Raw genomic sequence first — 26,913 nt, 5'->3', positions numbered from 1 at the left:
TCGTACGTCCTGTGCGGTCCTGCTCAGCCTTCTCGGCCGGTGACCGTCAGCTCCGGTTCGCCGTGGGCGTCGCCCGCCACCTCGCCGATGACTGCCGTGAACGCCTCGGTGCACACCCGCAGACCTTCAGGCGTGGCCTCGAAGGCCGGCGCGAACCCGGCGTCGGCGTCATCGCCGTAGCGTACGGCGAAGACGCTCAGCCCCTCCGGTGCGCCGGGCGCCGGGTCGGCCTCCAGCGCGGTGGAGCTGACCAGATGGCGCCAGCCCTCGTCGGGGTTGCCGTAGCCGCGCGGGTCGGCCGCGAGGGCGAAGGCCGCCTGTTCCTGGGTCGTCTCCGCGCGGGCGTCGAAGTGGTCCGCGCCCTTCGCCCGGGGGTGTGTCAGGCGCAGCGGGCCCGCGGAGGCCACGTCGGCGGGTTCGGCCGTCCGGCGCACCTTGTCCCCGTCGTCCGTGGCGTACGGGAGGCCGGCGAGCAGGTACGGGGTCCCGTCGAGGTGTTCGACGGCGACGGTGACCCACAGGGTCGTGCCGTCCGTGACGTACAGGGACCGGGTGTGGCGCAGGACGTGGTCGCGGCCGACGACGGGCTTGGTGACCAGCTTGGCCGCGAGACCGGCGGTGCGCAGGTCGCGTACCCGGACCTCGCCCATCGGGCGGCAGAGCAGGAAGCCGTCCGTCACCGGGCCGAAGCCGTGCTGGCGGTCGACGGCCGCCGGGAGGTAGTACGTGCCCGCCGCCTCGACCAGTGACGGGGTCATCCTGTCGTCGAAGGCCACCGAGACGGTGCCCGCGCGGAGTTGGTGACGCAGCGGCTCGGTCGAGGGGGTGCGGTGCCAGGGGGTGGTGTCCTGGATCTGCCAGATGAGCATCCACGCGAAGTGGCCGTCGACGCCGCCGTCCGGCTTCACCGCGTGGCGGGCCCAGCGGCTGTCGCCCCGGTAGCGGCCGAGGTCGGCGCCGATGCGGTGGCCGAAGTAGCGCAGGCCCAGGACCGATTCGAAGGCGGAGTGCTGTTCGCTGTAGCGGGGGCCGCCGTTGTCGTAGCCGCCGTTCGTCAGGCGGGCGTCGATGTAGCGGGCCAGCGCCTCGCCGTCCTCGGCGAAGATCTCCTCGCCACTGACCCGGTGGGCCTGGGCCAGGAAGGAGAGGGAGATCGGGCCGTAGTTGTTGTCGTAGGCGCCGCCGTGCTCGGGCGGCAGGGCCGCGCCCCGGTCGCTCACCCGGTGGGCGCGGATCTCGTCGACGTACAACGAGATCGCGCGCGAACGTACCGACTGCCCGTCTTCCGGGGGGAGATGGGGTGCCAGCATCAGGCCGCCGACGACGCAGCCGATGGCCTGGTTGCCGGCCTCCTGCGGGTTGAAGAAGGTCGCCTCGGTCAGCCAGCGCCAGTAGCCGTGCGCCAACTCGACGAGTTCCACGCGCTGTTCGTCGGCGACGAGCCCCTCGGCCGCGTCCAGGACGTTCACCGCCTGGAGCAGCGCCCACACCGTGCTCGGCCAGTCGCCGATGGGGTGGGCGCCGGACTCCAGTACGTAACGGGCGTACGGCAGACCGGAGTTGCGGACCCTCAGATTCGGGTAGCCGGGGTTGTCCTCGGTGTAGACCCGCTCCCGGAGGTGGAAGGCGAGGCTTCGGGCCACCGCCTCCGGCAGACGCGGGTCCTTGTCGCGCTGCCAGGCGAGGGCCAGCAGCGAGGTGATACCGAGGGAGGTGTCGCCGATGTCGTCGACACAGTCGGGGTGTTCGAGGTTACCGTCGCGGGTGAGGCGAGTGAGCGCCTCACCCGCGACGGCGGTCAGGACGGCGTCGTAGTCCGCCGGAGTCGCCGGAAGATCGTGCAACGCCCCTCGCTGGTGCGGGAGATGCAATGCGCTGAGCCCTTCGTGCCTGGGGTGGCCATGGCGTGGTTCGTCGGAGTCACACGACGGCTGTGGGCCGGCGGGCACGCAGTGCGACGGTCAGTGTGTGGGGGCCGAGTCCACCGATGCAGACGCGGTTCCCGGTCGTCGCGTCGGTGCCGCCCGCCACGGTGTAGTCCTGGCCCGGGTCGTAGCGCAGTACGTCGCTCCGGTCCGGGCCGGCGAGCGGTTCGCCTGCCTCGACGTCGACCTCGACCCGGATCTCGTCGTCACCGACCCGGTAGGTCATCGGTCCGCTCGTCAGGCACCAGCGTCCGTCGCCGATCGGTACGGCGCCCGCCGGCACTCCGCCCGGCCGGAAGGTCAGTTCCAGGGCCCAGGGCACCCGTGGTCCGCTGATGTCGATCCGCAGGTCGGCACCGTCCTCCCGCAGGTCCACCTCGACGCGGGTCGTGTGGGAGACCTCGTCCCGGGGCCGGTCCGGGAAGGCCATCGAGGCCGAGAAGCGTCCGTCGTCCACCAGCCGGTAGACGGCGTCGTCCCGCCTCTCGTCCTTCGGGAGCGGCTGGTAGTAGGCGGCTGTGAGGGTTTGGGTGAGCCGGTAGCTGTTGTCGGCGGACTGCTCCATGTCGGCGGCGCGGAAGGGGCCAAGGTCGAAGAACCCCCGCGAGAGACGGACCGCGTCGAGGACGGCGTCCCCGGCGAACAGGCGCAGGAAGGTGGGGTTGCAGGCGAGGCCCGAGCGGATGCGCCGGTGCTCGGGCACGTCGGAGCCGCCGTACACCACCGTGTGCGCGGTGGCCGAGGCTCGGGTGGCGAGGCGGGCGGTGGTGAGGTACCGGTCGCGCGGAAGGGGCTCCGCGGCCGGGGCCGGCAGAGGGCGGCACAGGTCCGGGGTGAGGAGGGTCTCGGCCAGCAGGTCGGGGTCGTCGATGCCGTCGGCCTCCGCCAGCCGGGCCGCCCGGGCGAAGTCGCCGCGGCCGGTGCGGATCGCGAGCAGCCGGTAGTGCGGCAGGTAGGGGGCCAGCGGGAACGGGTGGTTCTGGTCCTGCCGTCGCGAGTGGACGGTCTCCACCGTGCCGTCCGGCCTGATGAGGTCCAGGGTGGTGGCGAGGTTGCGTTCGACGGCGTACAGCAGGTCGGCGCGGCCGAGGACCTCGGCCAGCAGGAGCAGCGACGGGTTGGAGACGTGGGCCGCGTAGTTGGCGCTGCGCTCCGAGTACAGGCCGTCCGCATCGATGTCGACGCCCTCGGCGAGCCACTCCTCGACGCGGTCGAGGAGCCGGTCGTCCGGGAACGACCGGTGCAGCCGGGCCAGTGCCGCCGACAGCTCCCAGCGGTGGTTCGGGGTGTGCACCCCGCCGGTGAGGAGACTGCCGGAGGCGGCGCCTGCGATCTCGGCGAGCGCGGCCGTGACATCGCGCAGTTCCGGCCCCGCGCCGGCGGCGAGGACGTGCGCGTCGCACACGTCGTTGACGGTGAAGCCGGAGTCCGGCGGTGACTGCACGTTGTCGCCGCCGGCGAAGAGGCCGGTGCTGGTCTGTGTGGCCCGCAGGGCACGCAGGTGGGTCGTCGCGGCGGCGACGGCCTGCCCGCTGCCGTGCAGTGCCGAGTCCGGGGAACGGTATGCCGCGACCAGGGTCTTCACCCGCCGCGCCAGACCACGGTGCGGCACACCGGCGGGTTCCTCGTCGGGGCGGGCCGCCAGCGGCGCGGCCTGCCGGTCGGCGGCGCGGGCCGCCGACCGGACGAACTCGTGGTCGAGCGGGGTGAGCACGGTCAGTCCTTCAGTCCGGCGTTGATGTCGGCGCCCATGACGTAGCGCTGGAAGACCAGGAAGACGAGGATCAGCGGGATCATGGAGATGACCGACGCGCCGAGCAGCACCGACCAGTTGATGTTCTGCGCGCCGACGATGCTCTGGATGCCGATCTGCACGGTGAACTTGTTGGGGTCGTTGAGCATCAGCAGCGGCCAGATGTAGTCGTTCCAGCGCCACTGGAAGGACAGGATGGCGAGGGTCAGCATGATGGGCCGGGAGATCGGCACCATGATCCGCGCGAAGATCGCCAGCTCACGTGCGCCGTCGATGCGCGCGGCTTCCACGAGTTCGTCGGGAACCGTCAGGAAGAACTGGCGGAACATGAAGCAGCCGGTCGCGGTGAGCACGGCCGGGAGGATGATGCCGGCGAACGAGTTGTAGAGGCCGAGGTTGCGGACCACCAGGAACTCGGGGGCGAGCATGACCTCGCCCGGCAGCATCGTGGTGGCCAGGATGCAGATGAAGAACGCCTTGAGCCATCGGTTGTCGTACTTGGCCAGCGCGTACCCGGTGCAGCAGCTGACGCCCACCGTGAGGATCGTCGTGATCACGCACACGATGGCCGTGTTGATGAAGTACTGGGAGAAGTTGGCGCTGTCCCACGCCGCCTTGAAGCCCGACAGGGTGGGGTCGTGCGGAACCAGCGTCAGCGGATAGGAGAACAGGTCGCTGGACGGCTTGAGGGAGCTGAGGATGAACCACAGCACCGGGAACCCGTACAGGCACGCCATGATCCACAGCAGTGTCGTCGGGGCGATCGCCCGTCGGAGGCCGCCGCCGACCGCCCTGCGGGGCCGCTTCTTGGCGGTGGGCCGTTTGGCGTCGGCGTCGAGCGGGCGCGGCATGTCTGTGGTTGTCATCGGTTCTCCACCCGCCGGTTGACGATCAGCTGGACGATCGCGACGGCCATCAGGATGAGCATGAGCACGAACGACGCGGCGCTCGCGTAGCCGATCTGGCCCCGTTTGAAGCCGGTCTCGTAGATGTACTGGACGAGCAGGTTGTTCGAGGTGCCGGGGCCGCCGTTGTTGAGGGCGACGAACACCGGGTATTCCTTCATGGCGTTGATCGTGTTGAGCAGGATCACGATGAACGAGGTGGGCGCGATGCTCGGCAGCGTGATGCTGAAGAACTGGCGCCAGGGGCCGGCGCCGTCGAGCGAGGCCGCCTCGTAGTAGGACACCGGTACGTTCTTGATCGCCGCGATGAACAGCAGCATCGAGAAGCCCGTCCAGGCCCAGGATGCGGCGAACACCACGACCAGCAGCGACAGGTCCGCGTCCGACTGCCACGGAACGGCGCCGCCGCCGAACTTCTCGATGACGTAGTTGACCAGTCCGAAGTTCTCACCGAACATCCACCGCCACAGGACACCCACGACGATGGGCGACAGCAGCCACGGGATGAAGAAGATGACGCGCGCGACCGACCCGCCCTTGGCGTTCTTGCTCACCACCAGGTTGGCGGCGAGCAGCGAGACCACGAAGTTCAGCGGTACGAAGAGCACGGCGTACAGAAGCGTCCGGCTCAGCGCGTCGTAGAACGTGGAGTCCCCGAACAGGTTGTGGTAGTTGTCCAGTCCGATGTACTGGAACGCCCCCACTCCCGTGTAGTTCGTGAACGAGTAGACGAGCCCGATCACCGCCGGCCAGACGAAGAACAGCGAGAAGAGCACGACGTTGGCCGCGATGAGGACGAGCGGCGCAAGCGTGTACTTACTGCGTCTCCTGGACGGGCTCGGCCGGCTCGCGGACACGTCCGGGGCGCGTTTTGTCATCTTCCTGACTCCGTGCTGGTGGAATGGATTCCGGTGGCTCACACCATGAGCCCGGCATTGCGCGGGCGCTCGGGGCGGGCGGCGGCGTGTCGACGCCGCCGCCCGCCCTCTGGCCTACGATCAGCCGCCGACCTGCTGGTTGTAGCCGGCCACGATGTTCTCCAGGGCCTTGTCGGCCGTCTGCTGGCCGTTGATCGCCTTGCCGAGTTCCGTCTTGGTCGGGTCCTCGGTGAGGCTCTTGCCCTTCAGCACCCAGTTCGTCTGCGCGCCGCTGAAGTAGCCGGAGATCGGGGCGTAGAGCGGGATCGACTCGTTGTAGAGCTTGAACGCCGCCTGCGCCGCCTCGGACTTGAAGGGGTACGTCGGGTTCAGACCGCTCTCGACCGGCAGGAACCCGGACGCCTCGCACAGCGTCTTGTAGTGGGCCGGCTCGTACAGCCACGACAGGAACTTCGTCGCCGCGGCGGAGGCGTCGGCGTTGTTGTTGAAGCCCACCGTCAGGCCGCCGCTGTTGACGTCGCTGGCCTGCACCGGCTGCGCCGGAGTCGGGACGCTCGCCCACTCGAAGTTCTTGATGCTGTCCGCGAAGGCGGGAACCTGCCACACACCGGACCAGTAGGCGACGACGTCACCGCTCTGGAACATGGCGGACGGGTCGGCACCGCTGGTCCACACCGACTTCGGCATGGTCTTGTCGTCGTTCCATCCGACGAAGGTGTTCACGGCCTTCTTGGTCGCCTCGTCCACCGAGAACTTGCCGGAGTCGTCCGCGTGGACGTACTGCCCGCCCATCTCGTAGACCATGGCGCGGAGCCTGGACGGCGACTGGTCGAACGTCAGGGAGTACTTGGCCTTGGTCTTCTCCCGGACCGTGTCAGCGGCCTTGATGAAGTCGGTCCAGGTCCAGGTCTTCGCGGGCGAGGTCGGGAAGGAGACGCCGGCCTTCTCGAAGAGCGTCTTGTTGATGAACATGCCGGACGCGGTGACGTCCGAGGGGATGGCCAGCACCTTCCCGGACGAGTCCTTCGCCAGGAAGTTGGCGTTGATCTTGTTGGTCGCGTTGTTGGCGATCGCCTTGAGGTCGATCAGCTTGTTCGACCAGATCGGGTCCAGCGCCGGCACGGCCGCCACGTCGGGCAGGGAGTTCGCCTGCGCGGCGTTGTGCAGCTTCGTCGTGTAGCCGTCGTAGGGGATGTTGACGAGCTTGAGGTCGACGCCGGTTTCCTTCTTGTACTGCGCCACCACCTTCTTCCAGCCCGCGTCCTGTCCCGGAACCGTGGAGATCCAGAACGTCAGCGACTTGGACGTGCCGCCCGAGTCGGACCCTCCACCGCAGGCGGAGAGCAGCAGGGCACCTGCCGTGGCAACGGCAGCGAGGGGAGCCAGGCGGCGCATACCGCCGCGGCCGAGTCGGCGGGAGCGCCGCACACCCACAGTGGTCATCTTCGATCCCTTTTTTTCGGTAGGGGACAGAGCACGGCGCCGATCAAGGCGGCACGGGTGCAGTTTGCAGGAAAAGTTGCCTTCCGGGGGCGCAGCCTCGCCCGGCCGCGTCGTCCACGCGGGGCGGGATCCCCAGCCGTTCTGGCCGTCACCGCACGGGCACGCCCTCGTGCGGTTGCCGTACGTCGAGTACGGGCGGGAGGCTCGCCCCAAGCCGGCGTCCCGGCCGACTTAGAAAGCGCTTGTCCGGACATTGGCAGACCGAGTCCGAAACCGTCAATCCTTCTTCCCCGCCGCCTCGGTCACGGTTTGGACTCCTCTGGCGACCGCGAGCCGCGCCGCACCCACGACGGTGCCGAGATCACCGACCTGGCTGCTGACCACCTCGGTGGGCCAGCTCAGCCGCTCCAGCTCGGCCCGCACACCGGGCAGGAGCTGCGGAAACGCGCCCGTACTGCCGCCCAGGACGAGCAGCCCGGGGTCCAGTACGGCGGTCACGGCGGCGGCCAGCCGGCCCACGTCCACCGCGTGCCGGTCGACGATCGCGCGGGCCGTGGCGCCGCCCTGTCCGGCCAGCGAGAACAGCTGCTCGGCGGTACGGGGGCACAGGCCATCGGATTCCGGCCAGGCCTCGGCGGCCCGGCGCAGCAGGGAGCGGGCGCCGATGTACTCCTCCAGGGCCTCGTGGCGGGGCTCCAGGTCGTCGTCCCAGGGGTAGGGCAGCCGGGCCAGCTCTCCGGCCGCCCCGTTGGCCCCGGCCAGCACATGGCCGCCCACGACGATGCCGAGACCGATACCGACACCGATCCGCAGATAGCCGAAGGTGTGCCGGCCGCGCGCCGCGCCCTCGTGCAGTTCGGCGAGCGCGGCGCAGTTGACGTTGTTCTCGAGGTGGACGGGCACTCCGGACGGCAGCGCCACGGCCACCGCGTCGAAGACGGGTCCCGCCTTGGCGGTCGCCGGACGCGCGGCGCCCTCCTCGGCGCGCGCGGTGACGTCACCGACGGCCACGACGATGGTGCGCAGCGGAGCGTCGGCGGGGAGCGCGCACAGCGCTTCGCGCACCACGTCGGCGGGCTCCTCGCGGGAGCCGGTGGCCTCGGCGAGCAGGGTGCCGTCCAGGGCGCAGCCGCGCACCCGGGTCAGGGCGGGACCGAGGTCGACGGCGAGCACGGAGCCGGCCGCGGGGCCGAGTCCGTACACGGCGGCGGAGCGGCCCGTGCCGCCGGAGGCGATGCCCGAGTGGGCGGCGAGCCCGGCGTTCTCCAGCTCCGCCACGGCGGAGGACACTGTCGGCTTCGACAGGCCCGCCAGACTCGCGAGCTGGGGCCGGGTGGCCGTGCCCGCCCCGGCCAGCACGGCGAACACCGCGCTCGCGCTCTCGGTCAGGCGGGGGGCCTTCGCCACGTCGTGTTCCACAGTCTCCCCAAGGTCGAAGGCCGCGCTCCCCCGTTGGCTCGATGTCGTGGGATGCGGCGATGGGACGCCCTGGTATCGCGGTTTCCCGCCGCGTTCCGGCCCGGTCGGGCCACCGCCGCGGTCGAGTCCGCGATACCTCTTGACACGCACTGTACTTCGTTAGTTAACTTCCTAACGAATGTCACGGTACTCGCCTGCCGTGTCCGCTCAGAGGCCCGTCCCGGGGCTTCCCTAGCTCTTCTGCACAACAGGTTTTCCCTGCTCCAGGCACGGTTCGCCCACCGTCGCGCCACAGCGCAACGACGAAAGAGGATCCGTGCAGGACTCCCCCTTCCCACGCCCGCTCGTCGTGGGCATCGACGTGGGCGGCACCAAGACGCACCTGCGCGCCCGCGCCGGGGACGAGTCGATCGCCGATCACGTCCGCCCGAGCAGCGGCTGGCGGCCGCACGACCCCGTGGCCGCCGCCGACTGGCTGGACGCCCTGGTCCGCGAGGCGCTGCCCGCGGACGCCCGTCCCTTCTCGGTGGCCGTCGGCGCCCACGCCTGTGAGACGCCCCGGCAGTGCGAGGAGATCCGCTCCGTACTCCAGGGACGTCTCGGTGTGCCGTGTCTGGTGGTCGGCGACGCCGAACTGCTGGTCCCCGCTGCGGGGCTGGACAAGGGTGTCGGGCTGGTCGCCGGCACCGGCTCGGTGGCCGTGGGACGGCGCCCCGACGGCACTCTCGTACAGGTCGGCGGCTGGGGCGCGGTCCTCGGCGACGAAGGCGGGGCCGCGGGTCTCGTGCGCGAGGCGGCGCGGGCCGTCTGGGCCGCCCATGACCGGGGCGAGGCGCCCGACGTGCTCGCCGAGGGGCTCATCTCCGCGTTCGGGGTGAGTGAAGTACCCGCGCTGGGCGCGGCGTTGGAGAGCGCCAAGGATGTCTCCGCCGAGTGGGGACGGCACGCTCCCGTGGTGTTCGAGGCCGCGGCGAGTGGCTCCCGGATCGCCGGTGAGGTGATCGCCGAGGGAGGCCGTTCCCTGGCCTCGCTCGTGGTGCGGCTCGCCGATCGTGGGGTCCCCGTTGACGACGTGGTGGTCTCGGGCGGTACGGTGCTCGCGCAACCAGCCCTGCACGACGCCTTGTTGGCGTCACTTGCCATACTCGTCCCCGGCGCCCGGCTGCGGCCGTCGCGGGTGCCGCCGGTCGAAGGGGCCGTGGCACTGGCTCGTTCACTCGCATGACAGTTCGTGGCCGTCCCACGGTCGCCGGATCATGGGCATCGGTACATGCTCCGGCCGTAGATCTTCGCTCGTACTCCTCGTAGTGTGCGCTTCCTCCTCCGGAAACACACAACACACAGGCCTCGTAAACCTCATGTGCCTCATGCGCACCTGAGGCACCGCCGTCCGTACGTCGTCACCCGGCCACAGGGCCGAAGAACTCAAGAGAGGCATCGCATGCCGTCAGCAGCCGGGCACCACGCCACCCCGTCGGCCCGTGGCCGTGAACTCGCGGTCGACAGACGCGGGTTCCTTCGTACCTCCCTCGGCGCGTCGGCCGGTATCCTCGCCGCGCCGACCGCTGTCAGCTGGCTGACCGCGGCCGACGCGAAGGCCGCCACCACGCCTCTCGCGGTGGCGGCCGACACGAACACCGCCGCCGCGCCTCTCGCGTTCGTCGACGACTACAGCACGAACATCGTCGCCAACTCGACGCCCGAGACCAACGCGGTCATCCGCGCCCTCGGCGGCTTCGCGAAGGTGTGGAAGACCGGTGACGCCTGGAACACGGGCACACCCCTGCAGCCCGCGGTCCTGCGCGCCAACGTGCGGTACAGCATCCAGCTCACGGGGCTGCGCACGGAGGCGCAGGCGAGGGAGGCCTTCGTCTACGACCGCCAGCACCAGAGCTACGCCATCATCAACGGGCTCGGCCCGCTGGCGGAGTTGTACCGCTCGGGCGCCAAGGCGGTCACCTCGATCACCACGGCCCCGCACAGCATCCCGGCGGCCAAGATCAACGACGCCGTCCCGGCCGACGCGCCCGCGGGCTCCGCGCTGGGCGCAGGCTCGTACGACTCGGACCTCGGTCTGGTGGCCAAGCTCGTCGACACCGTGCGCGGGGACTTCACCTCCAGCAACCCGGCCAAGTTCGCCTTCCAGTACCCGCGCCCGTGGCGGATGAACGAGGACAGCCAGGTCGTCGACACCGGACAGGTCGACGGACTCGGTTACCCGGTCTACGACTCCGACGTCGTCGTCGTGACGCAGCTGCTGCGGCAGCGCAGCGACGTCCCGGCCGAGGACGGCGGTTTCCCCAGCGGTCACACCAACGCCTTCCACCTGGCGGCCCTGGCGTACGCGTACGCGGTCCCGGAGCGCTTCCAGGAGATCGTGACCCGAGCCTTCGAGCTGAGCCACACCCGGATCATGTCCGGCATGCACTCCACGGTCGACGTCATCGGCGGCCGGATCATGGCCACCGCGCTGGCCGCGGCCGTGCTGTACAAGCCGGAGAACACCGCGCTCAAGGCCGCCGCGCGCAAGCAGGCCGCCGAGTACTTCCAGGCCAAGACGGGCACGACGGCCGACACGCTGTTCGCCTACGCGCACTCCGACGCCAACGACAAGTACGCCGACCGGGCCGCGAACCTCGCCCTGGTCACGCCCAAGCTGACGTACGTCCTGAACCGGCAGGGCCGCTCGACGCCGCTGACCGTGCCGAAGGGCGCCGAGGTACTGCTGGAGACGCGGCTTCCCTACCTGACGGCCGACCAGCGCCGGGCGGTGCTGCGCTCGACCGCGCTGCCCTCCGGGTACGTCCTGCTCGACGGCTTCGAGCAGTGGGGGCGGCTCAACCTGTTCGCCGCGGCGGACGGTTACGGCTCCTTCGAGTCCGACGTGACCGTCACTCTCGACGCGGCCGCCCACGGCTTCGGTGCGGCCGACGCCTGGCGCAACGACATCGACGGCCGGGGCAGGCTCACGAAGACCGGCACCGGCAAGCTCACGCTGACCGGCCGGAACACCTACGCCGGCGGGACGGTCCTCAAGGCCGGCACGCTCGTGTCGGCCTCGCCCCAGGCGCTGGGCCGCGGCGACGTCCGGGTGCAGGCCGGGACACTGCGGGTGACCGAGCAGGTGCAGCTGCACGGCACGTACGTCCAGGACGCGGGAACTCTGGCCGTCACACTGCGCAAGGACCGTCACAAGGAGGCCGTGACGGTGGCTCGCCAGGTGCAACTGGGGAAGAACGGCGTCCTGTCGCTGACCCTCGACGCCAAGAACCCGCCGGCCGTGGGCAGTGTCGTCCCCGTCATAGCCGCTTCGGCGTTCCATGGCCGCTTCGCCCGTGTCGTGTTGAACTCGGACAAGCTCCGCGCCGTGACCGTCTACACGGCGAAGGGCCTGTCGGTACGACTCCTGAAGCGGTAATGCACGCTGCGGGGCGGGAGCTGATGCGAGAGTAGGGCCATGGCCCGGCTCCGGATCACTCCCGCCGCCGCGCGGTCGGCTTCGCCGCGGGGCGGACGATGACGCGCGACCGGCACACGGTTCTCGACCCCAGGACGTCCCCCGAGGCTTCGGAGGACGTCCTCCCCGGTGCCGCTCCCGCCGCGCCGACGGCCCCGGCCTTACACGCGCGGCTGTTCGCCCGTCCGAGACGCCACCGGCGCCTGCTGGTCCCGCTCGCCGTGGCCGCCCTGCTCCTCCAGATGGCCGTGGCGATGATCACCGCGGCGGTCGAGCAGACACCCACCATCGACGAGCCCGTGTACGTCGGCACGGCGGCCGTCTATCTCCACGAGCACAGTCTGCGCCTCAACCCCGAGCACCCGCCGCTGGGCAAGCTGATCATCGCCGCCGGGGTGGCCGCGGCCGATCCGCACTTCGACCGGCGCCACGACGGCGACCAGGGCCACGTGGGCCGTCATCTGCTCTACGAGTCCGGCAACGACCCCTGGCGGCTGATGCTGTGGGCGCGTCTGCCGGTGATCGTTCTGACGCTGCTCTTCGGGCTGGTGGTGTTCGCCTTCGGCCGTGAACTCGCCGGTGCGGCGAGCGGATTGGGCGCACTCGCCCTGTACGCGTTCTCGCCGGACGTCGTCGCGCACGGCTCGCTGGCCACGCTCGACGTACCGGCGGCCGGGTTCACGCTGACGTCGGTGTGGCTGCTGTGGCGGGCGCGGCTGCGGCCCCGGCTGTGTCTGCCGCTCGCCGGAGCGGCGCTCGGGGCTGCCGTTGCCACCAAGATGAACACCCTCGCCGCCGTCCCCGTGCTGCTTGTGCTGGCCGGGCTGTCGGTGTGGCGGGCCCGGCGCACGACGACTCCGGGAGCACGACGGAGACTGCTCGGGCGGGCCGTTGCGGGCGCGGCCATGGTGGCGCTGGTCGCGGTGGCTGTCGTATGGGCGTCGTATCTCGTCGTCGATCCCCGGCTGCGCTGGACGCCGTCCCCCGGTGAGGTACCGGTGGTGCACGGGCTGCGGGGGCAGCTGGCCGGTCTGCTCCCCTTCCCGGAGGCGTATCGCGACGGGATGCGGATGCAGTTCGGTCTGGAGAACGCGCACTGGGAGGGCTTCCTCTTCGGGCGGCACTACTCGGGTTCCCTCTGGTACTACCTGCCGGCCGCGCTCCTGGTGAAGACACCGCTGGGCATGCTGGCGCTGTGGGCAGCGGGGACGGTCGCGTTGGTGACGTCCCATCAACTCCGGCCGGTGGCACCCTACTTGCTGCTTCCGACGGCCGTACTGCTGGCCGCCGCCATGGAGGGGGAACGGAACTTCGGGGTGCGGTACGCCATCTTCGTGCCGATGTTCGGAGCGGTGGCCGCGGTCGGTGCGCTCGCGCTGCGGCGACGGTGGGTGCCCCTCGTCGCGGCGGGGCTGCTGGCTTTCGTGGCGGTCAGCTCACTGCGGACGTTCCCGTTCTATCTGCCGTACTCCAACGAGGCGTTCGGCGGAACCGCGAGGACGCACGAGCGGCTGCACGACTCCAACGTCGACTGGGGCCAGGACCTGGGACGGCTCGCGGACCGGTTGCGGGACCGGTACGCCGGGCAGCGGGTCTGGCTGGTCTACAAGGGCAGCGGCGTGCCGTCGTACTACGGGATCCACGCCTCCGATCCGCGCAGCCGGCCCGAACGGAAGGTGCGCGGGCTGCTGGTGGTGTCGGACTCGTCGGTCGCCAAGGCTCGGGGGCGGCTGGCGCGACTGATCCACAGCAGCCACGAGGTCGACGAGGTCGGCCACTCGATCACGATCTTCCGCAGGTGAACGGTGAGCTATGTTGAGTCGCTGTGGGAGACGAACGAGGCACATCGGTGCCATCGCCGCAGCAGGCACGCGCCCAGGCGTCCGCGATCACCTCGGGGAAGACGGCCCCGGAGGTGGAAGCGGCGCCGTCCTCCCGGCTGCGGGAGTTGTTCGACGGGCCCCGGCTCTCCCCCGGGCAGCGGCGCATCGCGCAGTATCTGATCGAGCACATCACCGAGGCCGCGTTCCTGTCGATCACGGACCTGGCGGACCGGGTGGGCGTGAGCCAGCCGTCGGTGACCCGGTTCGCGGCGGCAGTCGGCTTCAGTGGCTACCCCGCGCTGCGCGAGAAGCTCCAGGGCATCGCGCTCAGCACTCTCGCGAGCGCGCCGGGCACGGCGGAGGAGAACCGCAGCAACGAACTCCAGGCGGCCGTGGACGCCGAGATCGCCAACCTGGAGAACCTGCGGCGGGACTTCGCCGACCCCGACCGGGTGATCGAGGTCGGCCGGAGCCTGTCGCGCTCGGCTCCGCTGACCGTGCTCGGCCTGCGCATCTCCGGTTCACTGGCCGAGTACTTCGCCTACGCCGCCCGCCGTATCCACCCCGATGTCCGGCTGGTGACCCAGGGCGGCAGTGTCGCCTACGACGCGCTCCTCCAGTCGCGGGAGGCCGGGGGCACCTGGGTGCTGGCCTTCTCGATGCCCCGGCACGCGCAGGAGACGCTCACCGCGGTGCGGGTCGCCCGGCGGGCCGGGCTGCGGGTGGCCCTGATCACCGACCTGGCCCTCGGTCCGCTGGCCGACGAGGCCGACATCGCCTTCGCCACCGGTACGGGCTCACGGCTGGTGTTCGACTCGTACGCCGGGCCCGTGGTGCTGTCGGCGGCGCTGCTCCAGGCCATGACGGACGCCGATCCGGAGCGGACACAGGGGCGCCTGGAGGAGTACGAGCAGAGCGCCGACCTGCACCAGTTCTTTCTCCGGGACTGACCCCACTGTCTGCACCGCCTTCACCGACTGCGCCGCCTGTATGCCCGTATGGGCGTTCATCCCGTTTTGTGCATGAATTTTTTCATACTTCTTGCAAAGCGGACGGCATATATAAATACTGCTCACGGATCGCGTCCCGGTGGGACTCCGGGACACGTTCCACCCCTGCGCACCCGCTGCCGCCGTCTCCTACCCGCGTCGGCGCCGCGGGTGTCCGGACGGGTGTCGCCTGCGCGAACGCCCGTTGCGGCCCCGGCCATCCCCTGGGCCGGGGCCGCTGAAAACCGTCGCACCACCACGTCGACGCCGCACTCCCGGAAGCGATGACCATGCCCATGACGTCCACGATGACCACGCGGATCAGCCCGGACTGGCCCTGTCAGGTCAAGATCCCCGGCAGCTACGACTGGGAGCGCTCGGCGGTCAAGTGGCTCCGCGAGCTGGTGCCGACGCGCTACGCGGCCTACCCCACGCTCATCCGCCACCCCGTCCTGCTGGCCCGCCACGCGCACATCCAGGTCCAGCACGAGATCCGCGTGGCCCGCACCGCCCTCCAGACGGCCCGCGCGGACCTTCCAGGCCTCGGCCTGAGCGAGTCGGTCATCGAGCACACGATCAAGATGTACGCCGCCGAGGTGCTCCAGCTCCAGCACATCGCGCGCAGCATCCGCGCGATCACCCAGGCCCTGGTCGACACCCACGCCGCCCGCTGAGCCCGCCGTCCGGTCGGCCTCCCGTCACCGGTGCGTTCACGACACCGTACGGGACTCCAGATCCTTGCGGGTGTCGTCGCCGTAGACCCCCGTCTCGTCACCGCGAATGCCGTACCAGAGCTGGAAGCGGGCCACGGCCTCGGTGAGGGCGGTGTCGTAACTGCCGCTCCTGGCACCGTGGGTGTAGACGTCCGGGATGCGCAGCAGACGTTCCTGCAGGTCGGTCACCTCGGGGCCGCTGTCCCCCTCGCGCAGGGTGCCGGGGCCGTCCGGGTCGGCCGCGACAGGAGCCGACGGAGTGGGGGCGGCGGTCGGGGCGACCGAGGGCGCCGGCCGGACCTCCTCGCCCTCGGCGCGGCCCGGGAGCAGCAGAGCCGATCCGAAGCCGACCAGGGCCGCCGCGCCGACGGCGACCACGACAGCGGCGCGGCGCAGGTTCGGGCCGAACCCGAAGCCCCTGCCGGTCCGTTCCGTCCGTACGGCACGCCGTCGGCGGGACACGGGGGGCAACTCCTGAGTCGTGTCCTCGGCGCCGGGAGCCGGCCTGGGCGCGGGCCGGGGCAGGGGCACGGACTCGTAGCCCTCCGGGATTCCGGACATCGCGTCCTGGTGCTCCCGCATGAGCTGCGCCAGTGCCTCGGTGCGGCGACGGCGCACCACGCGCGTCGGCTCCAGGGGTCGGCGGCCTCCCGGCCGGCCCGATGCGGGCGGTGTCGACACTCTGTTCCCCTTCCCTGCGTACGGACTCCACACGGGGCGCGCACGGCGATGCCGTCGGCTCCGTGAAGTGATACGCGGTCAGGGGCCGCCAAGTTCAGTGCGGCGGGCGGAGGTTGCCGGAAGTCGGACGTCCCGTACTGCCCTGGCTCGGGTCGCTCCGCTCGACGAAGTGGTCCAGGTGGTCCGGGGCCGGGCGCAGCAGGCCGTCGCGGACCGCGAGGGCGGTGGCCTCGGCGCGAGAGGCGGCGCCGGTCTTGCGGAGCAGGTGTTCGATGTGGCTGTGCACGGTCCGCGGGGACAGGAACAGTGCCTGTGCGATGGCCTGGTTGGTCTGCCCGGTGGCGGCCCGCGTGAGCACTTCCAGCTCGCGCGGGCTGAGCCCGTACGGCAGTTCGGTCGGTGTCTCGTGGACCAGTACCGCCTCCGCCGGGCCGGTCAGACCCGGGGCCGTGGTGTGCCGGTGCAGGGAGACGCGGTACCAGGTGCCGTCGAGCGGCCACAGCAGCCGCAGCCGCCGGCCGCCCGTCCCGGCGAAGGCGCGCAGCAGGGGACGGAACTCCTCGTCCGCCGCCACCCGGGCGCGTTCCCGCCCCGGCAGATCGACGCTGCCGCCCTCGGCGACGAGGCTCGCCGCGCCCTCGGCCGGCAGTCCGTGGAGGTCGCCGGTGTGTGCCGTCGGGTCGACGAGCGCTCCGAGCGCGGGGATGACGGAGGCGAGGAGGAGCCGGGCCTCGGTGTCGTAGGCGTCCGCGTCGCGGGTGGAGAGGTTGATCAGGCCGACGAGGCGTCCGTCGTGGCGGAGCGCTCCGGTCATGGCGTCGCGCAGGCCGGCCGGGCGGACCCGCTCGGCGTAGAACCAGCCGTGGCGGAAGCGCTGGCCGGGGTCGTCGGCGTCCTCGGAGATGGAGGGCGGCACGTCCTGGCGGACGACGTTGCGGTACCAGGGGGTGTCGACGAACTCGGCGGCCATCGCCTGCGAGTTCTCGGCGGTGTAGCCGATGCCGGCAACCTGGACGTGCTCACCGGTCAGCGGGTCGATGGACAGTAGCGTCGCCACGTCGAGGGGCAGGGCACGGCCGAGTTCCTCCAGGGCCTGGGCGCACGCCGACACGGTGTCGCGCTCGCGCGTGAGCATGCCGATGCGGGTGGCCGCCGCGATCTGGTGGTGGCTGAGCATGCGCGCCTCCGGGAGCTGCCCGGGAGTCATCCAGCAGCAAAGTCGTTTGGCCCCTAACGCTAGGGCCGCGACCCGTGCCGGGCAAGACGTTCGCCCCGACGTGACCGGATCGCTCCCGCCGGACCACCGGGGTGGATCACGGCCGGGACGGGGTCGGTATTTGTACGGATGGTGCGGTGGGGCGCGGGGGTCTTTTCTGTTCGGCACAGCCGGTTCTCCTGACCGGCGGCGTCAGCAGCGCCTTGTCGCACCCTTCGCAGCCCGCCCCCGCCGGGCACGTCCCCCTGGGAGAGCACCGCCATGACCACATCCCCGTTCGCCGACTACGCGGCCTCGCGCAGACAGTTCCTCGCCTGGTCCTGCGCGGCCCTCGCCCTCGCCGCCGCCGGCTGTTCGGCACCCGGCAGCAGCGCGGCGTCGTCGGGGCAGAAGGCCGCCGACGGCAAGGGGTCCGGTGACCCGCTGACGAAGATCGGCCTGGACTATCCGTTCACCCAACTCCCGCTCTACGCAACGCTGGTGAAGCTCTCCACGGCCGCCGCGAAGAAGCACGGGGTCACCCTGCTGACGACCAGCGACGGCAGCAGCCCCGACACCCAGGCCACCAATCTCAACACCTGGGTCGCCCGCAAGACGCCCGCGATCGTGTCGTTCCCCATGGTGTTCGAGGCCACCGAGGCGATCGCCAAGGCCGCACTGGACGCGGGCCTGATCTGGGTGACGTACGGCGGCACGCTGGAGAACCAGAGCGCCGACATCCGGTTCAGCTTCCGGGAGGGCGGCGCCCTGCTCGGCGAGGCGGCGGCCAAGTGGGCGCTGGAGAACCTGGGCGGCAAGGGCAAGATCGCCTTCCTCACCGACGCCACGATCGAACTTGGCCGCGAACGCACCAAGGGCATGGTCGACGCCTTCACCAAACTCGCGCCGGGCGTCGACGTGGTCGCCCAGGAGCAGGCCATCGACCCGGACACGGGCCTGACGAAGACCAAGGCCATCCTGGCCAAGCACCCCGACCTCAACCTGGTGCTCGGGGTCACGGACGCGGCGGCGTACGGCGGGTACAAGGCGCTGGAGCAGACGGGACGGGCGAAGGACGACGCGAAGACGTTCGTCGGCGGGCAGGACGGCGCCGCCCCCTCGCTCCTCGCGATCAAGCAGGGCACCTTCTATCGGGCCTCCGCCGCCCTCGCCCCGCAGGACATCGCGAACGCCATCGTGGACGTCCCGCTCGCGGTCGCCGCGGGGAAGGCGAACCCGGGCGTGGAGGTACCGATCGCGCTCGTCGGCCCCCGGGACACGGCGAAGATCGACGCTCTGCTCGCCCAGAACGGCTAGGGGACCGTCATGACGGAGGTGAGTCTCCGGATCCGCGGACTGACCAAGTCCTTCGGCGGGGTCCGGGCCCTGGACGGCGTGGACCTGACCGTGCCGATGGGACAGGTCCACGCCCTCCTCGGGCACAACGGCGCCGGCAAGTCCACGCTCATCAAGTGCCTGGGCGGGGCATACCCGCCGGACGCGGGCACGATCGAGGTCGGCGGGCGGGCGTACGAGCGGCTGAGCCCGCGCGAGTCGATCGCGGCGGGGGTGGCGATCATCTTCCAGACGCTGAGCGTGGTCGACGCGCTCACCGTCTCCGAGAACATCTTCCTCGGCCAGGAGTGGACACGGTACGGCCGGATCGACCGCCGCGCCCAGGAGCAGGTCGCCGCCGGACTCCTGGAACGCGTGGCGGCGAGCTGCTCACCACGCGACCGGGTGGGTGAACTCCCCATGGGACAGCGCCAGTTGGTGGAGATCGCCAAGGCGCTCAGCCGCAGCGCGTCGGTGCTGGTCCTGGACGAGCCGACCGCCGCGCTGTCCACCGCCGAGAGCGACGCCCTGGCCGAGCGGGTCGAGGACCTGCGCACCCAGGGGCTGGCCATCGTCTACGTCACGCATCTGCTGGCGGAGGTGGAACGACTCGCGGACGCGGTCACCGTGCTGCGGGACGGCCGGGTCGCCCATCACGCGGTGGGCGCCGGACAGCGCCGGCGGGACCTGGTCGCCGCCATCGCCGGACGACCGGCCGACGCGCCTGCAGGGGATCGGCGGACCGGCCCCTCGACCTCCGGACACGGTTCCCGCACCGACACCACACCCCGTGCCACGGCCTCCCCCGCCGGTCCAGCGGCGCGGGGTGTGGGCTCCTCCTCCGGCGGACTGGTCCTGGAGGGCCTGCGCGGCCCCGGCTTCGGGCCCGTCACCCTCACCGTGGGCAGCGGTGAACGCGTCGGGCTGTACGGACTCATCGGTTCCGGTCGGACACGCATCCTGGAGACCCTGTACGGCAGGCGCCGCGCGTCCGGCGGCACCGTGCGGGTCGGTGACCGTACCGTCAGGGCCGCCCGGCCCGGCGACGCGCTGGCCGCCGGGATCGCCCTGGTACCGGCGGACCGGCGCCGACAGGGACTGTTCCCGACGCTCAGCGCGCGGGACAACGCGCTGCTTCCGGCGGTGCGCCCACTGGCGCGGTACGGCGTACGGGCACTCGGCGCCGAGCGGCGGATGTTCGAGTCGCTGGCCGGGGCGGTGGGCCTGCGTCCGGCACAACCCCGGCTGCCCGCGGCGTCGTTCTCCGGCGGCAACCAGCAGAAGCTGGTCCTCGGCCGGTGGATCAACGACACGCGGGACATCCGCGCACTGCTCCTCGACGAGCCGACCCAGGGCGTCGACGTGGGCGCCCGGCAGGAGATCTACCGGGTCGTGCGCTCCCTCGCCGACGACCGGGGCACCGCCGTGCTGTTCGCGTCCAGCGACCCGGAGGAGATCGTCGAGCTCGCCGACCGGTGTCTTGTCGTCGCCGGCGGCCGGATCGTCGGTGAGCTGTCCGGCGCCGGACTCACGGAGGAGGCCCTGTTGTCGGCCGTGCACGACGCCTCCGACGCTCCACCCGCACACCAGCAGCAGTCCGTCCCCGCCGAAGGAGCAGTATGACCACCGCCGACTCCGTCCTCGTGCGCCCGCGCGCCCTCGCCGCGGGCGGTCTCGGCACCGTGCGACGGCATCCGCTGATCCTGGTGCTGGCCGTGATGGTGCTGGTGTTCCAGGTGTCGACAGGGAGTTTCCTCGACCCGGCCAACCTGCGCGGGATCGCCACCGACGCGGCCACCCTCGCCATCGTCGCCGTGCCCCTCGCGCTGCTGGTGATCAGCGGCTATCTCGATCTGTCCGTCGGTTCGACGCTCGCCCTGGGCGGACTGGTCGCCGGCTGGCTGGCCGGGCAGGGGCAGTCGCCGGTCGTGGCCGTGCTGGGCGGGCTCGCCGCCGGGGCCGCGGTCGGTGCGGTGAACGGGGTGCTGTGCTGCTACTTCGGGCTGTCGGCGTTCATCGTGACGCTGGGCATGCTGACCGCCGTACGCGGGTTCGCACAGCAGCTCTTCCCGTTGCCGCTCAGCGGGTTCGGCGCCGGGTTCGCCTGGCTGGGCGGGTCACGCATCGCCGGGATCGCGGCACCGGTCGTCATCGCCGCCCTCGTGCTGGCCGCGGGTGCCCTGTTCCTGGCGCTCACGCCGGCCGGGCGGCATGTCTTCGCGATCGGCGTCAACCGGGAGGCCGCGTATCTGTCCGGTATCAGCATCCGGCGTACACCCTTCGCGCTCTTCGTCGTCACCGGGGTGGCCGCGGCGCTCGCCGGGGCGATCAAGGCGTCCGTGCTGGACAGCGCGGTCGCCGGGACCTCGGGGGCCGGGTTCGAGCTGACGGTCCTGACCGCCGTACTGCTGGGCGGGGTCGCGCTGACCGGCGGCTCGGGGTCGGTCCTCGGGGTGCTGCTCGGCGTGCTGTTCCTCGGCAGCCTGCAGAACGGGCTGACACTGCTCGACGTGCCGACCTTCTGGCAGCAGATGGCACAGGGGACCGCGCTGGTGGCCGGCGCCGCGCTCGCCCACTTCGCACCCCGGTCCGCCCGATGAGCCCCTCTGCCGACCTGTTGCCTGTGAACTCGGTCAACACCCTCAGGCCCGACAACCCCATCAACACCGTGAACTCCATCAACACCGTGAACTCCATGAAAGAGGTTTCCGCGTGAGCGACACCGCTCCCACCCTGATCCTGACCGGAGGTCAGGTCCTCACCGTCGACGGCGACTTCACCGTGGCGGAAGGCGTCGCCGTGCGCGGCCGGGACATCGTCGCCGTCGGGACCGACGCCGAGGTACGCGCCCTCGCCGGCCCGGACACCCGCGTCGTCGAGCTGGGCGGCCGTACCGTCCTGCCGGGCATCAACGACTCGCACCTGCACGGGGCCGCATACGGGATGACGAAGCCGCCCTTCGCCCTCGACGTCGGCCATCCCACGGTCGGGTCGATCGCCGATGTCGCCGGGGTCGTCGAACGCGCGGTGCGGGAGGCGCGGACCGGTGAGTGGGTGGTCGGGCTCGGCTGGGATCCCGGGTATCTGGCGGAGTGTCTCGCCGATCCGCAGCGGTTTCCGCACCGCGCGGACCTGGACGCGGTCGCGCCGGACCACCCGGTCTGTCTGACCGACTTCTCCTCGCACATGGTGTGGCTCAACAGCGCGGCGCTTCGTGCGTGCGGGATCGACGCGGACAGTGCGGCGCCGGGCGGCGGCGTCATCGACCTCGGCCCGGACGGGGAGCCCACCGGCATCCTGCGCGAGGCCGCCCAGGGGCTCGTGCAGGCCGGCCTCCCCTCCCCCACCGTCGCCGAGCGGCGCCTGGCCATCCAGGGGGTGGTCCGCGAGCTGCACTCGCGCGGGATCACCAGTTACACCGAGCCGGGGCTCGGGCCCGGTGGTGCCGGGACCTTCTTCGGCGGACTGAGCACCGACAACTGGACGGCATACGCCGAACTGGCCGCGGAGGGTGAACTGGACGCGCGGATCAGCGTGTTGCTGCTTCCCGCACCCATGGGCGGTTCCGCCGACGACGTGCGCAAGGGTCTGGCCGAGCTGCGCCGGCCGGAGTCGGCCGATCCCCGGCTCCTCAACGCCATCGGCGTCAAGATCTTCGCCGACGGGGTGCCACCGAACCGTACGGCCTGGATGAACGACCCGTATCCCGAGGGCGGTCACGGCGCGCTGTGCGTGCACGGCACCACGCCCGACCTCCAGGTGGACGAGCTGCGCGAGATGATCCGGGTCGCGCACGAGGCCGGTTTCCAGCTCGGCGTGCATGTCACGGGTGACCGGGCGATCGACACCGTCGTCGACGCGTTCGTCGACGCCGAGGCCGCCGCGCCCCGCGCCGACGCCCGGCACTACGTCATCCACGGTGACTTCATCGGCGCGGACAGCCTGGCGAAACTGGCGGCGCACGGGTACGGGGTCAACATGAACCCCGCCATCAAGTGGACCATCTCCGATCTGATGGACGAGGTCGTGGGATCCGTGCGGTCTGCGTACCAGTGGCCGGTGCGGTCGGCGGTCGAGGCCGGGGTGCGGGTGTGCGCGAGCTCCGACGCGCCGATCACCAAGCCGGACTGGCGGCAGGGGGTGGCCGCGATGCTGCTGCGCGAGTCGAAGGCCAGCGGCCGGCCCAGCGGACCCGAGCAGTGTGTGACGCTCGCCGAGGCGCTGCGCGCCTACACGGCAACCCCGGCCTGGCAGGACTTCGCCGACGACTGGAAGGGCACGGTCGAGGTGGGCAGGGTGGCGGATCTGTGCGTGCTGGACCGGCCGCTGCTGGGCATCGACCCGCACAACATCACCGACGTCGAGGTGGATCTCACGGTGTTCGACGGGCGGGTGGTCTTCGAACGGGGCTGAGCGCTCCGCTGGACGGACGGTTCGTCGTCTGCCGGTCGGTGGGCGTTGATCGCGCGGTTCCCCGCGCCCCTTGCAGGGCGCGGGGCTCACCTGTGCTCGCCGCCGCAGGACGACTACCGGGCCGCGTCCACCAGAGCGTCGAACAGTGCCTGTTGGGCCGGGTTCTCGTGTGCGGTGTCCTCGGGGTGCCACTGGACGGCCGTGAACCAGCCCCGGGCGTCAGGGAGTTCGAGTGCCTCGATCGTGCCGTCCACCGCTGTCGCGGTGACTTCCAGGCCGGTGCCCGGACTGTCGACGCGCTGGTGGTGGTAGCAGGACACCTCCGCCTTCTCGGCGCCGACCACTCGTGCCAGCAACGAGCCCTGACGGATCGTCACCGGTTGGACGACATGCCGGTGTTCGCGGTCCGGTCCGCCCATGTCCTGGTGCAGGGTGCCGCCCAGAGCGACGTTGACGACCTGCAGGCCGCGGCAGATCGCGAGCAGCGGGACGCCCGACTCCAGGGCGCTGCGGGCGACCTGGAGGTCGAAGGCGTCCTGGAGGTCGTCGACGTCGTACACCGTGTCGTGGGTGTCGGCGGCTCCGTAGCGGTGTGGGGCGAGGTCGCCGCCGCCGGGCAGCAGGACACCGTCGAAGCGGGCGAGGCGGGCCGCCACGTCGCTGTCGGCCGGATGGATGCTCACCGGTTCGCCGCCCGCCCGCCAGACGGCCTCGATCAGGGCACGGGCGTTGACCTCGGCGGCGTAGCGCAGTGCCGACGTGGAGGCGGCGAAGCGGGCCGGGATCGCGATGAGCGGCCTTGTTCGCGTCGTCACAGCTGGATCCAGGTGGTCTTGAGCTCCGTGTACTTCTCCAGGGCGTGCGCGGACTTGTCGCGGCCGTTGCCGGACTGCTTCATGCCGCCGAAGGGGACGGTCAGGTCCCCTTCCTCATAGCAGTTGACCCAGACCGTGCCGGCCTTCAGGGCCCGCGAGACCTGGTGGGCGGTGGTGAGGTTCGAGGTCCACAGGCCGGCGGCGAGGCCGTACTCGGTGGCGTTGGCCAGCCGTACCGCCTCGTCCACGTCGTCGAAGGTGAGGACGGACAGGACCGGGCCGAAGATCTCCTCGCGGGCCAGGCGTGCGCCGGGGCCGACCCGGTCGAAGACGGTCGGCTCCAGGTAGGTGCCTCCCGTGGCCTCCAGGACGCGGGCGCCGCCGGTGCGCAGGCGGGCGCCCTCCTGCGTGCCCGCGCCGATGTGGTCGAGTACGCGGCCCAGGTGGGCCTCCCCGACCAGCGCGCCCATCTCCGTGGCGGGGTCGAGCGGGTCTCCGACGCGCAGTTCGCGCGCCCGGCGGACGACGGCCTCGGTGACCTGCTCGGCGACGGAGGAGTGGACCAGGAGCCGTGAGGGTGCGGTGCACATCTCGCCCTGGTTGAAGAAGATGCCCCAGGCGGCGGTGGCGGCGGCCTTCTCCAGGTCGGGGGCGTCGGGAAGGATGATGTTGGGCGACTTGCCGCCCAGTTCCAGCCAGACACGCTTGAGGTTGGAGTCGGCCGCGTAGTGCAGGAAGTGGCGTCCGACGGCGGTGGATCCGGTGAACGCCAGTACGTCGACGTCGGGGTGCAGGCCGAGCGCCCGACCGGCCCCGGGACCGTCTCCGGCGACGACGTTGAGGACGCCCGGCGGCAGACCGGCCTCGGTGCCGAGCCGGCCGAGGGCGAGGGCGGACAGCGGGGAGTTCTCCGAGGGCTTGAGGACGACCGTGCAGCCGGCGGCGAGTGCCGGGGCGACCTTCCAGCCGGCCAGCGTCAGCGGGAAGTTCCAGGGGACCACCGCGCCGACCACTCCGGCAGCCTCACGGGTGACGAGGGCGAGCGCGTCGGGTGCGGTGTGCGGGGACTCGTCGGTGAGCTTGTCGGCCAGCTGCCCGTACCAGCGGAAGGTGTTGATGGCGGCGCGCAGTTCGATGTCGTGCGCGTCCGTGATCGGTTTGCCCATCTCCAGGGTCACGGTCAGGGCGAGCGACTCGCGCTGTTCTTCGAGGAGTTCGGCGAGCCGCAGCAGCACCCGGCCCCGTTCGGCGGGCGCCAGGCGGGGCCAGGGTCCGGTGTCGAAGGCCCGGCGGGCGGCGGCGACGGCGGCGTCCACCTCGGCGGGTCCGCCGTCGGCGACCTCGGTCAGCACCTGGCCGTCGCGCGGCGAGACGACGGCGAAGGTGGCACCGCCGCCGGGCTCGTCCCTGCCGTCGATGTGGTGTGCGCCGTACACCACGGGCGCCTTGGCTCGGCGGAGCCACTCGTCGTGGGTGACAGGCGACATTCGGGCCTCCAGAACAGATGGGTGAGGGGGGCGAGAACACACGGGTGAATGCCTCCGGAGCGGCGGGGGCCGCTCCGGAGGCGGGCGTACGGCCCGGTCAGGCGTCGGCGGCCGGTACGCGTGGGCGGGTCAGCCGGGCGGCGACGAGACCGAGGGCCATGACGGCCGGGACGGTCAGCTCCAGCCACAGGGCGGTGTCGCTGTCGCCGCCGATGAGGGTGGTGAAGTTGTCGAGGATCAGCCAGACGGCACCCGCGACGGCGACCGTCGCCAGTGCGGGGGCGATCAGGGTGTTCCACAGCCGCGTGTCCAGGCGCTCGCGGCGGAAGAAGACGACCACGGACACCGAGGTCAGCAGGTACAGGAGCATCATCCCGAGGACGGCGACACCGCTGAACCAGGAGAAGAGCGTCAGCACCGGGTCCTTGCCCGCCAGGGCGAACGGCACCACCAGGGCCACCGCGACGGCCGTCTGCACACAGCCCGCCACCCAGGGCGAGCGGCGGCTGTTGAGCGTACAGAGGCGGCCGGGGAGCAGCCCGTCGCGGCCCAGCGAGAAGAGATAGCGGTTGGCCGAGTTGTGGAAGGTGAGGAGGCCGGCGAAGAGGGAGGTGGCCAGCAGGATCGGCAGTACGTCGTTGACCCAGTCGCCGAACTCGGCGGCGATCGGGGCGAAGACGAACGCCGTCGAGTCGCCGCTCTCCAGCGCCTTGCCGGCCGCCTCGACGGCCGTCGAGGGGCCATGGGCGGAGACGAGCATCCAGGAGGTCAGGGCGAAGAAGCCGACGACCACGACGATCGCCAGATAGGTGGCCCGCGGGACGGTCTTCTTCGGCTCGCGCGCCTCCTCGCCGTAGATCGCGGTGGCCTCGAAGCCGAACATGGAGGCGAGGGCGAACATGACGGCCACGCCCGGCGCGCCCTGGGTCACCGCGCTCGGCGAGAAGGTCTCCGAGATCCCGAGCCCCTCCGGCCCTCCGCCCTTGAAGAGGGTGACAAGGCTGAAGACCAGCAGGATGCTGAACTCCGCCAGGACGAAGACCGCGAGGAGCTTGGCGCCCATGTCGATGCCGGTGGCGCCGAGCAGCTGCACGACGGCCATCGTGGCCAGCGACCACACCCACCACGGCAGGTCGAGACCCGTGTGGGCGCTGACCAGGCCGTTGACGATGGCGCCGTACAGCCCGTACATGGCGGCCTGGATGGCGCAGTACGCGAAGAGCGCCACGCCCGCGCTGCCGGCGCCGGCGGTCCTCCCGAGCCCTTTGCCGATGTACGTGTAGAAGGCGCCCGCGTCGACGACGTGCCGGCCCATGGTGACGAAGCCGACGGCGAAGAGCAGGGTCACCACTCCGACCAGTACGTACGCGCCGGCCGTGCCGGGACCGTTGCCGATCGCGACGGAGATGGGGACCGACCCCGCGATGCCGGTGAGCGGGGCCTGGGCGGACAGGACGAGGAAGAGGATGCCCAGCACGCCGAGGGCGTTGGGCTTGAGCTTGCCTGCGGTGGATGCGTCCCGTGCGGTCTGCTCTGCCGAGACCGTCTGACTGTCCACTCGGATCACCTGCCAGGGGAAGAGGAGGATCGTTTCAGGCCAAACGAGTTGCCTCATGGTGGAGTGGAACTATCCGTTTGGCAAGGGGTTCGGCGCGGAGATTCCGGCACCGACGGGATTTGCC

General features: G+C 71.3%; 20 protein-coding genes. 9 read left to right on the top strand and 11 right to left on the bottom strand.

What is annotated here, in order from left to right:
* Positions 1 to 23: 23 nt before the first annotated feature.
* The 6 genes from OHN74_RS40220 to OHN74_RS40195 all read right to left on the bottom strand — a co-directional run bounded on the left by OHN74_RS40220 (position 24) and on the right by OHN74_RS40195 (position 8,311).
* Positions 24 to 1,871, bottom strand: coding sequence for a hypothetical protein (locus OHN74_RS40220; protein WP_327699500.1), 1,848 nt, complete (start codon positions 1,869 to 1,871; stop codon positions 24 to 26).
* A gap of 49 nt (positions 1,872 to 1,920) precedes the next feature.
* Positions 1,921 to 3,639, bottom strand: a complete 1,719-nt coding sequence (locus OHN74_RS40215; protein ID WP_327699499.1) for a hypothetical protein — start codon at positions 3,637 to 3,639, stop codon at positions 1,921 to 1,923.
* A 2-nt stretch (positions 3,640 to 3,641) separates the two neighbouring features.
* Positions 3,642 to 4,544 carry a carbohydrate ABC transporter permease gene (locus OHN74_RS40210; RefSeq protein WP_327699498.1) on the bottom strand — a complete coding sequence of 301 codons (903 nt, stop codon included), beginning with the start codon at positions 4,542 to 4,544 and terminating at the stop codon, positions 3,642 to 3,644.
* Positions 4,541 to 5,461, bottom strand: coding sequence for a carbohydrate ABC transporter permease (locus OHN74_RS40205; protein ID WP_327699497.1), 921 nt, complete (start codon positions 5,459 to 5,461; stop codon positions 4,541 to 4,543). Before OHN74_RS40205 ends, OHN74_RS40210 begins: the two co-directional genes overlap by 4 nt.
* Before the next feature lie 120 nt (positions 5,462 to 5,581).
* The gene (locus OHN74_RS40200; RefSeq protein WP_327699496.1) at positions 5,582 to 6,904 is read right to left on the bottom strand and encodes an extracellular solute-binding protein; all 1,323 of its coding nucleotides are present in this window, start codon (positions 6,902 to 6,904) and stop codon (positions 5,582 to 5,584) included.
* 276 nt (positions 6,905 to 7,180) lie between these two features.
* Positions 7,181 to 8,311 carry an ROK family transcriptional regulator gene (locus OHN74_RS40195; protein ID WP_327699495.1) on the bottom strand — a complete coding sequence of 377 codons (1,131 nt, stop codon included), beginning with the start codon at positions 8,309 to 8,311 and terminating at the stop codon, positions 7,181 to 7,183.
* Between the two features lie 328 nt (positions 8,312 to 8,639).
* Here OHN74_RS40195 and OHN74_RS40190 point away from each other — a divergent pair, with 328 nt between their 5' ends.
* The 5 genes from OHN74_RS40190 (at position 8,640) to OHN74_RS40170 (ending at position 15,266) form a co-directional block, all read left to right on the top strand.
* Positions 8,640 to 9,548: an N-acetylglucosamine kinase gene (locus OHN74_RS40190; RefSeq protein WP_327699494.1), complete on the top strand. Its 909-nt coding sequence runs from the start codon at positions 8,640 to 8,642 to the stop codon at positions 9,546 to 9,548.
* Between the two features lie 216 nt (positions 9,549 to 9,764).
* Positions 9,765 to 11,741, top strand: coding sequence for a phosphatase PAP2 family protein (locus OHN74_RS40185; protein ID WP_327699493.1), 1,977 nt, complete (start codon positions 9,765 to 9,767; stop codon positions 11,739 to 11,741).
* A gap of 98 nt (positions 11,742 to 11,839) precedes the next feature.
* Positions 11,840 to 13,582 (top strand): phospholipid carrier-dependent glycosyltransferase, encoded by a 1,743-nt coding sequence (locus tag OHN74_RS40180; RefSeq protein ID WP_327699492.1) that lies wholly within the window; start codon positions 11,840 to 11,842, stop codon positions 13,580 to 13,582.
* Between the two features lie 47 nt (positions 13,583 to 13,629).
* On the top strand, positions 13,630 to 14,553 hold the full coding sequence (locus OHN74_RS40175) for a MurR/RpiR family transcriptional regulator (RefSeq protein ID WP_327699491.1): 924 nt from the start codon (positions 13,630 to 13,632) through the stop codon (positions 14,551 to 14,553).
* Positions 14,554 to 14,876: 323 nt separating this feature from the next.
* Complete coding sequence (locus OHN74_RS40170; RefSeq protein WP_327699490.1) at positions 14,877 to 15,266, top strand: hypothetical protein; 390 nt, start codon at positions 14,877 to 14,879, stop codon at positions 15,264 to 15,266.
* A gap of 36 nt (positions 15,267 to 15,302) precedes the next feature.
* Here OHN74_RS40170 and OHN74_RS40165 read toward each other — a convergent pair whose 3' ends face one another.
* Positions 15,303 to 15,986 carry a peptidoglycan-binding domain-containing protein gene (locus tag OHN74_RS40165; RefSeq protein WP_327699489.1) on the bottom strand — a complete coding sequence of 228 codons (684 nt, stop codon included), beginning with the start codon at positions 15,984 to 15,986 and terminating at the stop codon, positions 15,303 to 15,305.
* A 94-nt stretch (positions 15,987 to 16,080) separates the two neighbouring features.
* The gene (locus OHN74_RS40160) at positions 16,081 to 17,163 is read right to left on the bottom strand and encodes a helix-turn-helix transcriptional regulator (protein ID WP_327699488.1); all 1,083 of its coding nucleotides are present in this window, start codon (positions 17,161 to 17,163) and stop codon (positions 16,081 to 16,083) included.
* 300 nt (positions 17,164 to 17,463) lie between these two features.
* On the opposite strand from OHN74_RS40160, the gene OHN74_RS40155 reads away from it, so the two are divergent.
* The 4 genes from OHN74_RS40155 (at position 17,464) to OHN74_RS40140 (ending at position 22,929) form a co-directional block, all read left to right on the top strand.
* Positions 17,464 to 18,498, top strand: a complete 1,035-nt coding sequence (locus OHN74_RS40155; protein ID WP_327699487.1) for a sugar ABC transporter substrate-binding protein — start codon at positions 17,464 to 17,466, stop codon at positions 18,496 to 18,498.
* Positions 18,499 to 18,507: 9 nt separating this feature from the next.
* On the top strand, positions 18,508 to 20,139 hold the full coding sequence (locus OHN74_RS40150) for a sugar ABC transporter ATP-binding protein (RefSeq protein WP_327699486.1): 1,632 nt from the start codon (positions 18,508 to 18,510) through the stop codon (positions 20,137 to 20,139).
* Positions 20,136 to 21,116 (top strand): ABC transporter permease, encoded by a 981-nt coding sequence (locus OHN74_RS40145; protein ID WP_327699485.1) that lies wholly within the window; start codon positions 20,136 to 20,138, stop codon positions 21,114 to 21,116. The genes OHN74_RS40150 and OHN74_RS40145 overlap by 4 nt, the downstream gene beginning before the upstream one ends.
* 112 nt (positions 21,117 to 21,228) lie before the next feature.
* Positions 21,229 to 22,929, top strand: coding sequence for an amidohydrolase (locus tag OHN74_RS40140; RefSeq protein ID WP_327699484.1), 1,701 nt, complete (start codon positions 21,229 to 21,231; stop codon positions 22,927 to 22,929).
* Between the two features lie 113 nt (positions 22,930 to 23,042).
* On the opposite strand, the gene OHN74_RS40135 is transcribed toward OHN74_RS40140, so the two are convergent.
* The 3 genes from OHN74_RS40135 to OHN74_RS40125 form a co-directional block, all read right to left on the bottom strand.
* Positions 23,043 to 23,744 carry a gamma-glutamyl-gamma-aminobutyrate hydrolase family protein gene (locus tag OHN74_RS40135; RefSeq protein WP_327699483.1) on the bottom strand — a complete coding sequence of 234 codons (702 nt, stop codon included), beginning with the start codon at positions 23,742 to 23,744 and terminating at the stop codon, positions 23,043 to 23,045.
* The gene (locus OHN74_RS40130) at positions 23,741 to 25,231 is read right to left on the bottom strand and encodes an aldehyde dehydrogenase (protein ID WP_327699481.1); all 1,491 of its coding nucleotides are present in this window, start codon (positions 25,229 to 25,231) and stop codon (positions 23,741 to 23,743) included. Before OHN74_RS40130 ends, OHN74_RS40135 begins: the two co-directional genes overlap by 4 nt.
* Before the next feature lie 97 nt (positions 25,232 to 25,328).
* The gene (locus tag OHN74_RS40125; RefSeq protein ID WP_327699480.1) at positions 25,329 to 26,789 is read right to left on the bottom strand and encodes an APC family permease; all 1,461 of its coding nucleotides are present in this window, start codon (positions 26,787 to 26,789) and stop codon (positions 25,329 to 25,331) included.
* Between the last annotated feature and the right edge of the window lie 124 nt (positions 26,790 to 26,913).

This window comes from Streptomyces sp. NBC_00459 (assembly GCF_036013955.1).
Taxonomy (GTDB): Bacteria; Actinomycetota; Actinomycetes; order Streptomycetales; family Streptomycetaceae; genus Streptomyces.
The sequence above is the reverse complement of the archived record's forward strand: the minus strand, read 5'-3'. Positions and strand labels throughout refer to the sequence as shown.

Excerpts from the sequence above, each read along its gene's own strand:
- OHN74_RS40170 (WP_327699490.1), top strand. The coding sequence starts at position 14,877 with ATGACCATGCCCATGACGTCCACGATGACCACGCGGATCAGCCCGGAC.
- OHN74_RS40205 (WP_327699497.1), bottom strand. The coding sequence starts at position 5,461 with ATGACAAAACGCGCCCCGGACGTGTCCGCGAGCCGGCCGAGCCCGTCC.
- OHN74_RS40130 (WP_327699481.1), bottom strand. The coding sequence starts at position 25,231 with ATGTCGCCTGTCACCCACGACGAGTGGCTCCGCCGAGCCAAGGCGCCC.
- OHN74_RS40200 (WP_327699496.1), bottom strand. The coding sequence starts at position 6,904 with ATGACCACTGTGGGTGTGCGGCGCTCCCGCCGACTCGGCCGCGGCGGT.
- OHN74_RS40160 (WP_327699488.1), bottom strand. The coding sequence starts at position 17,163 with ATGCTCAGCCACCACCAGATCGCGGCGGCCACCCGCATCGGCATGCTC.
- OHN74_RS40180 (WP_327699492.1), top strand. The coding sequence starts at position 11,840 with ATGACGCGCGACCGGCACACGGTTCTCGACCCCAGGACGTCCCCCGAG.
- OHN74_RS40185 (WP_327699493.1), top strand. The coding sequence starts at position 9,765 with ATGCCGTCAGCAGCCGGGCACCACGCCACCCCGTCGGCCCGTGGCCGT.
- OHN74_RS40150 (WP_327699486.1), top strand. The coding sequence starts at position 18,508 with ATGACGGAGGTGAGTCTCCGGATCCGCGGACTGACCAAGTCCTTCGGC.
- OHN74_RS40155 (WP_327699487.1), top strand. The coding sequence starts at position 17,464 with ATGACCACATCCCCGTTCGCCGACTACGCGGCCTCGCGCAGACAGTTC.
- OHN74_RS40210 (WP_327699498.1), bottom strand. The coding sequence starts at position 4,544 with ATGACAACCACAGACATGCCGCGCCCGCTCGACGCCGACGCCAAACGG.
- OHN74_RS40145 (WP_327699485.1), top strand. The coding sequence starts at position 20,136 with ATGACCACCGCCGACTCCGTCCTCGTGCGCCCGCGCGCCCTCGCCGCG.